Origin of the sequence: Pseudomonas sp. SCB32 (assembly GCF_009189165.1) — a bacterium.
Classification (GTDB): Bacteria; Pseudomonadota; Gammaproteobacteria; order Pseudomonadales; family Pseudomonadaceae; genus Pseudomonas.
In genome coordinates, this window is sequence record NZ_CP045118.1 from 5,777,097 (window position 1) to 5,790,893 (window position 13,797).

Genomic DNA, 13,797 nt, shown 5'->3' on the forward strand with positions numbered 1-13,797 from the left:
CCCCATGATTTTCGACCTGCACGGCTTTGGCGATCAGCTGATCGCCGGCACCTGGATGACGCTCAAGCTCTCGCTCGCCGCAGTCTGTGTCGGACTGGTCCTCGGTCTGCTGGGCGCGGTAGCCAAGACGTCCAAGAACTCCTTCCTGCGCATGCTCGGCGGTTTCTACACCACCGTGGTGCGTGGCGTACCCGAGACCCTCTGGGTACTGATGATCTACTTCGGCACCGTGACCGGACTGAACGCGCTGGGTGACCTGTTCGGCCACCCCGAATTCGCCCTGTCGCCCTTCGCCGCCGGTACCTGCGCCCTGGGCCTGTGCTTCGGCGCCTACGCCACCGAAGTGTTCCGTGGCGCACTGCTGGCCATTCCCAAGGGGCATCGCGAAGCCGGCCAGGCCCTGGGGCTTTCCGCCCCGCGCATCTTCTGGCGCGTGGTGCTGCCGCAAGTGTGGCGCGTGGCATTGCCAGGTCTGGGCAACCTCTACCTGATCCTCCTGAAGGACACTGCCCTGGTCTCGCTGATCAGCCTCGACGAAATCATGCGCAAGGCCAGCGTCGCATCCAACGCGACCAAGGAACCCTTCACCTTCTACATGGTGGCCGCACTGATCTACCTGGGTCTGACCATCTTCGTGATGGCCGCCCTGCATTACCTTGAGCGCCGCGCCGGCCGTGGCTTCGTGAGGAACGAGCTATGACCGATTTCGAGCTGATTCTCAAGTGGATGCCGAAGATGCTCCAGGGCGTGGAACTGACCCTGGAGTTGCTGGCCATCGCCGTGGTCGCCGGCTTGTGCCTGGCGGTGCCGCTGGGCATCGCCCGTGCCTCGCGGCACTGGTACGTACGCGCGGTGCCCTACGCCTACGTCTTCTTCTTCCGCGGCACACCGCTGCTGCTGCAGCTGGCCCTGGTCTACTACGGCCTGGCGCAGTTCGAGGCGGTGCGCAAGAGCAGTCTCTGGCCCTACCTGCGCGACCCTTACTGGTGCGCGCTGCTGACCATGACCCTGCACACGGCGGCCTATATCGCGGAAATCCTCCGCGGCGCCATCCACGCGATCCCGGTCGGTGAAGTGGAAGCTGCTCGCGCGCTGGGCATGTCGCGGCGTCAGGCGCTGCTGCACATCATCCTGCCGCGCGCCGCACGCATCGCCCTGCCGGCCTACAGCAACGAGGTGATCCTCATGCTCAAGGCCAGCGCCGTGGTGTACACCGTGACCCTGTTCGACATCATGGGCATGACCCGCACGATCATCGCGCGCACCTACGAAGCCATGCTGTTCTTCTGCCTGGCCGGTGTGTTCTACCTGGTGATCACGCTGGTACTGACCCGCGTATTCCGCCTGGTCGAACACTGGCTGCGCGTGGACATGATGCAGGGCCGCTGACCGGCGCGCCCTCCTGCCCACGGGGCCGCTATAATGCGCGCCCCGTGGCTTCATCCCGCTTCACACCGTGCACTCCGACAACACTCCCCTGACCGGCTCCGATCTGATCCAGCGCTTCCAGGCACTGGACGGCTTCCTGCTGGAATATCAGGCGTTGTGGCGCCCGAAACCGTTCACGCAACTGGAGCTGCCGTGGGAGCGCGACTACCCGGAACTGGCTGCCTGGCTGCGCAATCGCAGCCTCGAAAACGCCGACGCGGCGCACAACGCACCCGAACATCTGGACGCCCCGGCGCCCTTCCCGGCACTGGCTGCCACAGCCGCACAGCTCTCAGCCGTGGGCGACTTGCCGGTGGCCCCTCTGGGCAAGCTGCCAAACCAACTGACCGTCGACGTTCCCGGCCGCAAGTGGCAGCAGATCGAAGCCTTCGCCAGCCGCCTGGATTTCGCCCAGCCGCCGCGCCAATGGCTCGACTGGTGCGCCGGCAAGGGGCATCTGGGCCGCCTGTTGGCTCGGGACGGAAAACCGCTGCTCAGCCTGGAGTTCGACGCCGCCCTGGTGGGCGACGGCCAGCGCATGAGCGACCGGCTTCAATTGAACGCCCGCCACCGCCAGCAGGATGTGCTCGCAGCCGAGGCCGGCGAGCACTTGCAAACCGAGCACACCGCCGTCGCCCTGCACGCCTGCGGCGACCTGCACGTGCGGCTACTGCAACTGGCCAGCGAGCGTGGTTGCCGCCAACTGGCCGTCGCACCCTGCTGTTACAACCGTATCGACAGCGACCACTACCGCCCCCTGTCCAACGCTGCGCAAGGCTCGGCGCTGCTTCTGTCGCGTGACGACCTGCGCCTGCCACTGGCCGAAACCGTCACCGCCGGGGCGCGCGTACGCCGGCTGCGGGACAGCTCCATGGCGCGCCGCCTGGCATTCGATCTGCTGCAACGGGATCTGCGGGGCATCGACGACTACCTGCCAATACCTTCGGTCCCTCCGGCGTGGCTCGACAAACCCTTTGCCGACTACTGCCGTGACCTGGCCGCCCTGAAGGGCCTGCCATCGCCCGCCGAGCGCGACTGGTCGACCCTGGAGGCGCAAAGCTGGAAGCGCCTGGCCGTGGTGCGCAACCTGGAACTGGTGCGCGGATTGTTCCGTCGCCCGCTGGAACTGTGGCTGCTGCTCGATCGGGCACTTTTTCTCCAGGAACGCGGTTATGACGTCACCCTCGGCAGCTTCTGCAACCCACGTATGACCCCTCGCAACCTGCTCCTGCTGGCGGAACGTATCTGAGACGGGAGTTCCAGACGTCCATCCACAGCATCTGTGGATAACTCTGTTGAAATCAGTGAGAAAAATCGCGCTCACGCCCAGCCCAGACGGCAGCGCTGCATCTTGTCCGTTTTCCGAACTTTTTCTTAAATCCTTTAAAAACAATCAATTAGAAAAAGCCGTGATGGACATCACAACGAAGTGTTCGATTTCTTCCGACAAACGCAGGGGACTGTGCATAAAGCCCCGGCTCTCGCGCCCAGCGCTGGCGGGACTTGTTGCTTCGGACACATCAATTGCGATTCATGGAATTGATTGTTCCTTCCTGACGACAATCAGCCCTTGTCAATCGCTGCCTAAGCAGTAATATTTCGAAATATATCCCTGCCTAGACAGCTATTAGTCTTGCCATGAATCACTACGACGTCGCGGATTTTCCCTTCAAGGGCTCCATCGGCCACCTCCTGGGGGCCGGCGCGCTCCTCAAGGATCGCCTGCTGGATAAGCATCTGGCGCATCTGGACATCACCGCGGCCCAGTTCAAGGTGCTGTTCTTCATCGGCCACGACCGCGCCAATACCCCGGCAGAGCTGTGCCGCGAACTCTCCATCGACAGTGGCTCGATGACGCGGATGCTCGATCGCCTGGCACGCAAGGACCTACTGGTGCGCGAGCCTTGCCAGCACGACCGGCGCAGCGTGCGCCTGCACCTGAGCGCCGCTGGCCAGGCGGTGAACGACCAAGCGCCGCAGATCGCCGTGGCGGCGATGAACGAGCTGGTCGGCAGCCTGTCCCGCGAAGAGCTGCGCACCCTGACCGGCTTGCTCGACAAGATTCTGTGCGCTCACGGCGTCGAGACCAGCGGGCCGGCGCAGGAGAACAAAGCATGATCCCCACGCGCATTGCCCGCCTGCCGGCCTGCGTGCTCGGCGCCATACTGAGCCTCACCGGTTGCGTCAGCTCCTCGGGATTGCTGCCCAGCGGCCAGGCCACCGCCCCCGCCAGCCTGAAGGCAGGCACCACCCTCGACGGCACAGCCTTGTCCCCCGCCGCCTGGCCCAGCCAACACTGGTGGACCAGCCTGGGCGACCCGCAACTGGACAGCCTGATCGACGAAGCCCTGCGCGGCACACCGGACCTGGATATCGCCAGCGCCCGCGCTCGCCAGGCCGTCGCCGCCGCCCAGGTGCAGGACGCTGATCGCCTGCCCAGCGTGAAAGGCACCGCCAGCTACGCCGGCATCCGCGCTCCCGAAAGCGTCCTGCCGCCACCCACCGGCGGCCGCTACACGGCGGTCAAGTACCTGTCGCTGGGTTTCAGCTATGACCTGGACCTGTGGGGCGGCAAGCGCGCCGCCTGGGAAGCTGCCCTGGGCCAGGCCAACGCCGCCGAGGTCGACCGCCAGGCCGCATCGATCACCCTGTCGACCAACGTTGCCCGCGCCTACAGCAACCTGGCCCACGCCTTCGTCGTCCGCGATCTCGCCCATGACGAGCTGGATCGCTCGCAGCACCTCTACCAGCTCAGCCAGAAGCGCATGGACGCAGGCCTGGACAGCAAGGTCCAGTTGCAGCAGACGCAGACCCAGGTCGCCAGCGCGAAACAACAGCTGGCCGCCGCGGAGCAGGAAATCGCCAGCGACCGTATCGCCCTGGCCGTGCTGCTGGGCCAAGGCCCTGACCGCGGGCAGAGCTTGCAGCGTCCGCAGGTACTCAAGCCGGGCGCACTGGCATTGCCCTCGAACCTGCCTGCCGAACTGCTCGGACGCCGTCCAGACATCGTCGCCGCGCGCTGGCGCGTCGAGGCAAGCTCCAAGGATATCCAGTCGGCCAAGACCGAGTTCTACCCGAACCTCAACCTGGGGGCGATGGTGGGACTGGCCGCGATGCACACCGAGGACCTACTGAAGGCGCCGAGCCGCTTCTTCCAGATCGCCCCGGCGATTTCCCTGCCGATCTTCGACGGCGGCCGCCTGCGCGCGAACCTTGCCGGAAGGGACGCCGACTACGACCTGGCCGTCGCCCAGTACAACAAGACCCTGGTCAATGCCCTCGGCGAAGTCACTGACGACCTCGGCCGGCTCCGCTCGCTGGAGCAGCAGATCGATGACCAGCGCGAAGCTCGGGATATCGCCAAGTCCAACTTCGACCTGGCCATGCGCCGCTACGGCGAAGGCGTCGGCAACTACCTCGACGCCCTCAGCGTGCAGCAGCAACTGCTGCTGGCCGAACGCCAACTGGCCAATCTGGACGCCCAGCGCATCGACCTCTCGGTGCAGCTCGTCCAGGCCCTGGGCGGCGGCTACCAGCCCGACACCACCTCCACTCCCGCCCCGCTCGCCCAGGCGAACGCGGCCGCCGCGCATTGAACGAGGCACCCGACATGAGCACCCCTACGCAAGAAACCCAGAACGGCAACTCCAAGCGCAAGCGCTGGCTGTTGATCCTGCTCGCCGTCGTCGTGCTGGCCGGCCTCGCCAGCGTGGCCTGGCAGATTCTCTATGGCCGCTGGCACGAGGACACCGACGACGCCTACGTGAACGGCAACATCGTGCAGATCACCCCGCAGATCACCGGGACTGTGGTCAGCATCGGCGCCGATGACGGCGACCTGGTGCAGAAGGGCCAGGTGTTGGTGAAGTTCGACCCGAGCGATGCCGACATCGCCCTGCAGCAAGCCGAAGCCAACCTCGCACGCACCGTGCGCCAGGTTCGCGGCCTGTTCAGCAACGTCGACGGCTACAAGGCTGACGTGGCGGCGAAGAAAGTCGCCCTGACCAAGGCCGAGGCGGACTTCAAGCGCCGGCAGAATCTTGCAAACGACGGCGCCATCTCCCAGGAAGAACTGGCCCACGCCCGCGACGCCCTGGACACCGCGCGCAGCTCGCTGACCAGTGCCGAACAGCAACTGGACACCAACCGCGCCCTGGTCGACGACACCGTCATTTCCTCCCATCCGGACGTCAAGGCAGCCGCCGCCAAGCTGCGCCAGGCCTACCTGGACGACGCCCGCGCGGTGATCGTCGCCCCCGTTACCGGCTACGTCGCCAAGCGCACCGTGCAGGTCGGCCAGCGCGTGCAACCGGGCAATGCCTTGATGGCGGTGATCCCGCTGGATCAGGTATGGATCGACGCCAACTTCAAGGAGACCCAGCTCAAGCACATGCGCATCGGCCAGCCGGTCGAGATCCGTTCCGACCTCTACGGTAACGAAGTGAAGTACTCCGGCACCGTCGACAGCCTCGGCGTCGGCACCGGCAGCGCCTTCTCCCTGCTGCCGGCGCAGAACGCCACCGGCAACTGGATCAAGATCGTCCAGCGCGTGCCCGTGCGTATCCGCATCAGCCCGGAAGAACTGGCCAAGCACCCGCTGCGCATCGGCCTGTCGATGGACGTCAACGTCAACCTGCACGACCAGAGCGGTCCCGCCCTGGCCCAGCAACCGCCGCGCGAAGCGCTGTTCTCCACCGACGTCTACCAGCAGCAGCTGGCCTCTGCCGACCATCTGATCGAACAGCTGATCCACGCCAACCTGGCCGACTCCAACCACAGCACCGCCCAGCGCTGATGCCCCCGACGCCATGAGCCAGAACAGCAGCTTCTCCCCGCCCAGCCTGGTGATGGCTACCATCGGCCTGTCGCTGGCGACCTTCATGCAGGTGCTGGACACCACCATCGCCAACGTGGCGCTGCCGACCATTTCCGGCAACCTGGGTGTCAGCTCCGAGCAAGGCACCTGGGTGATCACCTCCTTCGCGGTGAGCAACGCCATCGCCCTGCCACTGACCGGCTGGCTCAGCCGGAAAGTCGGCGAGGTGCGGCTGTTCATCGCCGCAACGGTGTTGTTCGTGATCGCCTCCTTCCTCTGCGGCGTTGCGCAGCAGATGGGCATGCTGGTCGGCTTCCGCGCCCTGCAAGGCTTCGTCGCCGGACCGCTGTATCCGATCACCCAGACGCTGCTGATCTCCATCTATCCCCCCGCCAAGCGAGGGATGGCGTTGGCGCTGCTGGCCATGGTGACAGTGGTCGCCCCCATCGCCGGGCCAATCCTCGGCGGCTGGATCACCGACAGCTACAGCTGGCCGTGGATATTCTTCATCAACGTGCCCATCGGCCTGTTCGCCGCAATGGTGGTCTATCAGCAATTGCGCGAGCGCCCGGTAGTGATCAAGCACGCGCCGATGGACTATATGGGGCTGGCGATGCTGGTACTGGGGGTCGGCGCCCTGCAGATCGTGCTCGACAAGGGCAACGACCTGGACTGGTTCGAGTCCGACTTCATCATCGGCGGCACGGTGGTCGCGGTGATCGCCCTGGCGGTGTTCGTGATCTGGGAGCTGACTGACCGTCACCCGATCGTCAATCTGCGACTGTTCGTGCACCGCAACTTCACCGTCGGAACCCTGGCCCTGGTCGGCGGTTACGCTGGCTTCTTCGGCATGGGCCTGCTGCTGCCGCTGTGGCTGCAGACGCAGATGGGCTACACCGCCACCTGGGCGGGTCTGGCGGCCGCACCGATCGGCGTCCTGCCGATATTCCTCTCGCCGATTGTCGGACGCTACGCACAGAGTTTCGACCTGCGCGTGGTCGCCAGCCTGGCCTTCCTGACGATGGCCGCGACCTGCTTCATGCGAGCCAACTTCACCACCGAGGTCGATTACACCCACGTCGCCCTGGTGCAGATGTTCATGGGCTTCGGCGTGGCATTCTTCTTCATGCCGATCCTCAGCATCCTGCTCTCGGACCTGCCACCCGACCAGATCGCCGATGGTTCGGGCCTCGCAACCTTCCTGCGCACGCTCGCAGGCAGCTTCGCCGCGTCCCTGACCACCTGGCTGTGGAACCGCCGCGCAACCATGCACCACGCTTACCTGACCGAGAACCTCAGCCAGTACGACCCGGCCACCCGGGCGACCGTCGATCAGCTCGGCGGTCCTGGCCAACACAGCGCTGCGCTGCTGGAGCGCATGGTGGAAAGCCAGGCCTACATGATCTCCACCATCGACTACTTCACCCTGCTTGGCTGGCTGTTCCTCGCCATGCTGGTGGTCATCTGCCTGGCCAAGCCCCCGTTCGGCGCCAAACCCGGCGCAGCCACTGCGGGCGGGCACTGATCATGTACTGTATCACACTGCAAAATCAGAGGTTTACACCCCAGGCGGCATCGCTATAATGGCGGCCCTCCTTGCCGGTATAGCTCAGCTGGTAGAGCAACTGACTTGTAATCAGTAGGTCCCGGGTTCGATTCCTGGTGCCGGCACCATATGCAAAGGCCCCGTGAAAGCGGGGCTTTTTCATTTCAGGGAACCAAACTTCGCCGGAACAATCCAACCCTTGAATCAGTCCATTCGCGACCCCGACTTGACCGGTTGCACTATGAGCACCGGGCCGTCATGCGGTAATCTCTCGGTCGGCCGACTTTCAGGCGGGTGACCTACCCCATAGCGTAAAAAGAACGGTGATGCTGCGTAGGATGAATCTTGCAAAGGACCTTTGATTGATGCTGATCCCAGTGATCATTTGCGGCGGCGCAGGCAGCCGGCTGTGGCCGGTTTCGCGCGAGGCGCACCCCAAACCCTTCATGCCGCTTCCCGACGGGCAGAACCTTCTGCAGAAGACGTTGCTGCGAGCTCTCGCCCTGGATGGCGTATCGGAAGTGATGACCGTCACGAACCGCGAACTGTTCTTCAAGACCGAAGACGAATACCGCGCCTTCAAGCCGCAGGCCCATTGCCTGAGCTACGTGCTTGAGCCGTTTGGCCGCAATACCGCTGCCGCCGTGCTCTCGGCCGCCCTGCAACTGGACCAGACCCACGGTCCCGATGCCCTGATGCTGGTGCTGCCGGCCGACCACCTGATCCAGCACTCCGACGCTTTCGCCGAGGCCGTCGCCAATGCGGCCCGCCTTGCGGCTGCAGGCTGGCTGGTCACCTTCGGCGTCCAGCCAGAGTTCCCGGAAACAGGTTTCGGCTACATCGAATCCGACAGCCAGGCTCTGGAGGGTGGACTGAAGGTCAAGCGCTTCGTCGAGAAGCCTAGCCTGGAAAAAGCGCAGGAATACCTCGCCGCCGGAAACTACTTCTGGAACTCCGGCATGTTCTGCTTCCGAGTTGGAACGCTGGTCGAGGAGATGAAAATCCACGCGCCCGACGTTCATGAAGCCGTCACCCGGACCATCGGCCAATCGCGGCTCACCGAAGCAGAGGCTCACCGTTGCCTATCTCTGGATGCAGATGCATTCGGACAGGTGCCGGACATCTCCATCGACTATGCGCTGTTGGAGCGCTCCGGAAAGGTCGCCACCGTTCCCTGCAACCTTGGCTGGAGCGATATCGGCTCGTGGAACGCATTGAGCGAACTGACCGCCGAGGACGATGAGGGCAACCGCTTTGACGGCGAAGTACTCTCCCATGGCGCCCACAACAACTACGTGCACAGCCCTGAGCGTCTGGCGGCACTGGTGGGCGTGCAGAATCTGATCGTCGTCGACACCCCCGACGCCCTGCTGATCGCTCACAAAGAGCACACCCAGGATGTCAAGCAGATCGTCACTCAACTGAAGAAGAGCGGCCATAGTGCGCACCTGCTGCACCGCACCGTCCATCGCCCCTGGGGTACCTACACCACGCTGGAGGAAGGGTACCGCTTCAAGATCAAGCGCATCGTGGTCAAGCCCGGCGCATCGCTCTCCCTGCAGATGCACCACCATCGCAGCGAACACTGGATTGTCGTAGCCGGCATGGCGCAAGTCGTCAACGGCGAGAGCACCATGCTGCTTAACAGCAATGAATCGACCTTCATTCCGGCCGGCCACAAGCATCGCCTGGAAAATCCTGGCGTCATAGATCTGGTTCTGATTGAAGTTCAGAGCGGCGACTATCTGGGCGAAGACGATATCGTGCGATTCCAGGACAACTACGGCCGCGCTGCGTGCTGAGAAGCCCATCTGCACAACTTATATGCCCGCTAACTTGCGGGCATTTTCCTAATATTCAGCCAATAAGATTTCACCGAAAGAGCACACGGTCGCCTATCGACCTGGAAAATGGACGCCAGCTGCTTACAGATTTCACGTCTGAAAGACCGTAGCGCGATCAACCCAGTGGTCTAGACGCGTCACTGCCGGACCCGACCTTGCTGGTTTCAGCATAAGGGCCAACGTAGCAGCAAGAGGAGAGTCAGGAGCCTTTATGTTTGGGATGTTGAATAGCCTCTGGGATTACAGGGGTTTCATACTTTCGTCAATCCGGAACGAATTCGTTGCTCGATTCGCAAGAAGCCGACTGGGCGGCCTCTGGATGATCATTCATCCTCTGGCCCAAGTGGCAATCTACGCGCTCGTACTTTCGAATGTACTCCAGGCAAAACTTCCAGGGATTGACCACAGTTACGCATACGCACTTTACCTGATGGCCGGCATGGCGGCCTGGAATTTGTTTGCCGACATTATCGGACGTTTCCTTACTCTGTTTATCGAGCAAGGAAACCTAATGAAAAAGATCCGATTCCCTCGCATTACGCTTCCCGCTGTAGTGCTCGGATCGGCACTTCTCAACAACTTACTTCTAATCCTATCCCTTCTGGTTGTATTTGCACTAATGGGCCAGAAGATCACCTTAGAAGTACTTTGGTTGCTCCCCCTGATACTGGTCACCGCTGCCCTGGCATCGGGAATCGGGCTGGTACTCGGCGTACTCAATGTGTTCGTTCGCGATATAGGCCAGGTCATTCCTATTATCTTGCAAGTCTGGTTCTGGCTGACCCCCATTATCTACCCTGTCGCGGTAATTCCAGAGAAATTCAAGGGCACCATGGCCATCAACCCCATGTTCCCAATCGTCAATGCCTATCAGGAAATCCTTGTCTATAACAAGTCTCCCGAACTCCTGAGCGTTGCCTGGATCGCCGCCATTTCTATTGCGCTCATGGCGTTCGGCCTATTTCTCTTCCGTCGCGCAGCACCTGAAATGGTGGACGTACTATGAACTCGCTAGAAGTACATGACATCGGCAAGGCATTTGTCGGATACAGATCCGAATGGCAACGCTTTGCCAGATGGCTCTACCTCCCTAGCAAGCCAAGTACTGAGCACTGGATCATCCGCAATATAAGCTTCTCCATCGGGCGCGGGGAAGCCGTTGGCATTCTGGGCAAGAACGGCGCAGGAAAATCAACGCTATTGAAAATGATCTCTGGAACCTTGCAGCCCTCCGAGGGGAGCATCCAGATAAATGGGCGAATCTCAGCGATCCTGGAGCTGGGAATGGGCTTCAATCCCGATCTGACAGGCAGAAAGAACGTTTATCACGCCGCAGGCCTGATGGGATTCTCGACCGAAGAAACTGACAAGCTCATACCAGATATCGAAGCCTTTGCCGATATTGGCGAGTACTTCGACGAGCCGGTGCGCACGTACTCCAGTGGCATGCAGGTTCGCCTGGCTTTCGGGGTAGCAACCGCCGCCAGACCGGAAATTCTCATCATTGACGAAGCCCTCGCCGTAGGCGATGCCGCCTTTCAGCGCAAATGCTTCCAACGAATAGAGAAGTTCATGGCAGAAGGAACGACTCTGCTCTTCGTAAGCCACGACATAGAAACTGTAAAGAAAATGTGCAACAGGGCGATCTTCATCAAAGAGGGTCGCTTGGAAAGTATTGGTCCGGCAAAGCAGGTTTGCGATGAGTACGAGCGCCATCTGTTTAGTGGAAAGTCGCCCGCAAATCGTCCGTCCAAGAGCACCGGTGAGTCTCTGGCGCATAATGAGCCGCTTTTTGATCCAGCCCTGACTACTGGCTGCGAAATGATCTACGGCAGTGGCGATGCAGACATAGTCGCCTGCTGGCTAGAGGATAGCCTGGGCAGACGAGTCAACATCATCGAGTCTGGCGCCACCTTCAGCTGGTGCTATCGCGTTCACTTCCATAGCGACGTCACGCACCCCATATTCTCCATGATGCTGAAGACTCGTGAAGGCATCGCAATTTTCGGAACTGACAGTACCACACTGGGAGAACCACTTCCCAGCCCGCGGGCAGGAGAGGTGCGCGACATCAAATTCACGCTCACATCACCACTGGCTCCCGGCGTTTACTACTTCAATTGCGGAATTCGACTCGATACATCCGGCGAGGCGGAGTTCCTGTGCCGACGGATCGATGCTGCACTTTTACGTGTAACTTCGACCGATCAGACCACTACAGCCATCGGCATTGTAGAGATGCAGGCCTCTCTTAAAGATATCTCGGTGAGCAACGCATGAATCCTGAAAGCCCAGTATTTATTCACTCACTATTCCGCGCCGGCAGCACTTACATCTTCAATACATTCCGGACTGCGAAAAGTAATTTCTGGTGCTATCAGGAACCTCTGCACGAGTTCATCCTGTCGTCCAAGGGAGCACTCGAGAACCTCATTATCGAAAGTGATGCATTACTGGCGACACTGCGTCACCCCAAGATGTCCGCACCTCACTTCCAAGAGGTGTATGAGGTAGCAGAAAGCTGTCTTCCCCAGCTCTCAGCAGACATGTGTTACGCCGGATACTTTGGCGAAGACATTGTCACCAGCGGAACCCCCTACTTCAGCTCACTCATCGAGGCGGCGAAAGGACGCCCGGTCATCGAGGAGTGCAGAACGGCATCGCGAGTCGGAACACTGAAGAACGCCTTGGGCGGGACACATATCTACCTATGGAGGAATCCATGGGACCAGTGGTGGTCATACAAGACATTCCCTTACTTTACGCACGCAAATCAGGTAATTCTGGACTCCTGTGTGGGGCCGCAGCCAATCGGCATTCTCAAGGACTCCATTTCGTTTACACCCAGCGATAAGAGCAGCATCGTCGAGAAGTTCGACTTCTTCTATCAGAGACCTCTTTCAGCAAACGAAAGCTACCTGACGTTCTACATTCTCTGGTGCATGGCGCTAAGGGAGGGGATCGCTGCCGCCGATATCCTGCTGAATATCGACCGACTTTCAGAAAGTGCCGACTATCGCCAGGAAATTCTAGATCAACTGCAGCAACACGATATAACAGGTCTGGATTTCTCAGACTGCAGAAGCCCATGCGCAGTGTATGACAAGGAAGAGATACAATTCTTCGAAGAAATCGAAGCCCGAGCGAGCGAAATTCTACTGAAGGGGGGCTGGAGTCAGAGTGATCTGGACGAAGTGGCTTCGCTGCGCAAGCGCTTTGCTCCCACTCCGCAGTCAAACTCGGAAAAATTTGATAGCGGCAATGTCCCCAGAGATGCCAGCCGCGCCCGGCAACTTGCACTGCGCTATGAAAATAGTCAAAGCGATCTTGCACAGCAGTTAGTGGCAAAAAACGACGAAGCACACCTACTTTCCTGTGAGAAAGAATACCTTAGCCAGACTCTAGGCTCCAGAGAGGCCGAACTTTCCGATCTGAAACTTGAGTTAAAGACTGAACATTCCAGGAGAGAAGCCCTGGAGACCGAGCGTGAAGAAGCACTTGAAAGCCAGCGCAAGTCCGATGGCGTGATATCCAATCTTCAGGAAACCGTTGCTGCCGCCGAACACGCCCTGGAAAGGCAGCGAATTGAGTTTGAACTGCTAGAAAAACAGCTTGAAGATGTTCTAGCGCAATTGAGCACATCCACCACCACGATATCCGGCCTGGAAAACGCCATCACCCTGGCGGAGCGTGCTCTCAAGGAGCATACCGTGGAACTGGCGGCGACCAATAACCAGCTTGACGGCATAATGAACAGTAAGTCCTGGCGTATTACCAAACCTCTCCGGCTCGGCTCAAGATCTTTACAGGCCATATCGGGCAGAGATGCTGACCTCCTCAATAAAATCAAGCAAAGGATCAAGAGGCATTGCGCAGCCTTCGTAAGGCTTTTTCTGCATAACCCGGAGCTCAAGCAAAAAGTTTCGATGAGGCTGGCACGCCACCCAAGACTGAAAGCAAAGGTCAAGAGAGTCGTTTGGGCATTGGATCGAAAGTTGCGTAGCGCCCCCAGATATCAGCCGCTGGATGTTCCGCAAGACAATTTCAATCCCGCAATTTCACCGACCGGCTTGGCAGCCGGCCAGGGCATACCAGTGAGAAAAGAAGCTGGAATTAATCAGGACCAGAAGTCACCACTCGAGTCCTATTTTTACAGCTAATAC

General features: G+C 60.6%; 12 protein-coding genes and 1 tRNA gene. All 13 read left to right on the forward strand.

Annotated features, from left to right (window positions below; all coding sequences use genetic code 11):
• The first annotated feature begins 4 nt into the window (after positions 1–4).
• The 13 genes from GA645_RS26365 (at position 5) to GA645_RS26420 (ending at position 13,794) form a co-directional block, all read left to right on the forward strand.
• The gene (locus GA645_RS26365; RefSeq protein ID WP_152226974.1) at positions 5–700 is read left to right on the forward strand and encodes an ABC transporter permease; all 696 of its coding nucleotides are present in this window, start codon (positions 5–7) and stop codon (positions 698–700) included.
• A complete protein-coding gene (locus GA645_RS26370; protein WP_152226975.1) occupies positions 697–1,389 on the forward strand; it encodes an ABC transporter permease in 693 nt (230 codons plus the stop codon). The genes GA645_RS26365 and GA645_RS26370 overlap by 4 nt, the downstream gene beginning before the upstream one ends.
• A 67-nt stretch (positions 1,390–1,456) precedes the next feature.
• Entirely contained in the window at positions 1,457–2,677 is a 1,221-nt protein-coding gene (locus GA645_RS26375; RefSeq protein ID WP_152226977.1) for a methyltransferase, read from the forward strand.
• A 46-nt stretch (positions 2,678–2,723) separates the two neighbouring features.
• Complete coding sequence (locus GA645_RS28920; protein WP_218572343.1) at positions 2,724–3,023, forward strand: hypothetical protein; 300 nt, start codon at positions 2,724–2,726, stop codon at positions 3,021–3,023.
• Between the two features lie 43 nt (positions 3,024–3,066).
• Entirely contained in the window at positions 3,067–3,546 is a 480-nt protein-coding gene (locus GA645_RS26380) for a MarR family winged helix-turn-helix transcriptional regulator (RefSeq protein WP_152226979.1), read from the forward strand.
• Positions 3,543–5,024 (forward strand): efflux transporter outer membrane subunit, encoded by a 1,482-nt coding sequence (locus GA645_RS26385; protein WP_152226981.1) that lies wholly within the window; start codon positions 3,543–3,545, stop codon positions 5,022–5,024. Before GA645_RS26380 ends, GA645_RS26385 begins: the two co-directional genes overlap by 4 nt.
• Positions 5,025–5,038: 14 nt before the next feature.
• Positions 5,039–6,223, forward strand: coding sequence for an efflux RND transporter periplasmic adaptor subunit (locus GA645_RS26390; RefSeq protein WP_152226983.1), 1,185 nt, complete (start codon positions 5,039–5,041; stop codon positions 6,221–6,223).
• A 13-nt stretch (positions 6,224–6,236) separates the two neighbouring features.
• Positions 6,237–7,769: a DHA2 family efflux MFS transporter permease subunit gene (locus GA645_RS26395; RefSeq protein ID WP_152226985.1), complete on the forward strand. Its 1,533-nt coding sequence runs from the start codon at positions 6,237–6,239 to the stop codon at positions 7,767–7,769.
• A gap of 73 nt (positions 7,770–7,842) precedes the next feature.
• Positions 7,843–7,918: transfer RNA gene (locus GA645_RS26400), tRNA-Thr, on the forward strand.
• Positions 7,919–8,152: 234 nt separating this feature from the next.
• Positions 8,153–9,592: a mannose-1-phosphate guanylyltransferase/mannose-6-phosphate isomerase gene (locus GA645_RS26405; RefSeq protein ID WP_152226987.1), complete on the forward strand. Its 1,440-nt coding sequence runs from the start codon at positions 8,153–8,155 to the stop codon at positions 9,590–9,592.
• 253 nt (positions 9,593–9,845) lie between these two features.
• Positions 9,846–10,640, forward strand: a complete 795-nt coding sequence (locus GA645_RS26410; protein ID WP_152226989.1) for an ABC transporter permease — start codon at positions 9,846–9,848, stop codon at positions 10,638–10,640.
• Entirely contained in the window at positions 10,637–11,914 is a 1,278-nt protein-coding gene (locus GA645_RS26415; RefSeq protein WP_152226991.1) for an ABC transporter ATP-binding protein, read from the forward strand. Before GA645_RS26410 ends, GA645_RS26415 begins: the two co-directional genes overlap by 4 nt.
• The gene (locus GA645_RS26420; RefSeq protein WP_152226993.1) at positions 11,911–13,794 is read left to right on the forward strand and encodes a hypothetical protein; all 1,884 of its coding nucleotides are present in this window, start codon (positions 11,911–11,913) and stop codon (positions 13,792–13,794) included. The genes GA645_RS26415 and GA645_RS26420 overlap by 4 nt, the downstream gene beginning before the upstream one ends.
• The last annotated feature ends 3 nt before the right edge of the window (positions 13,795–13,797 follow it).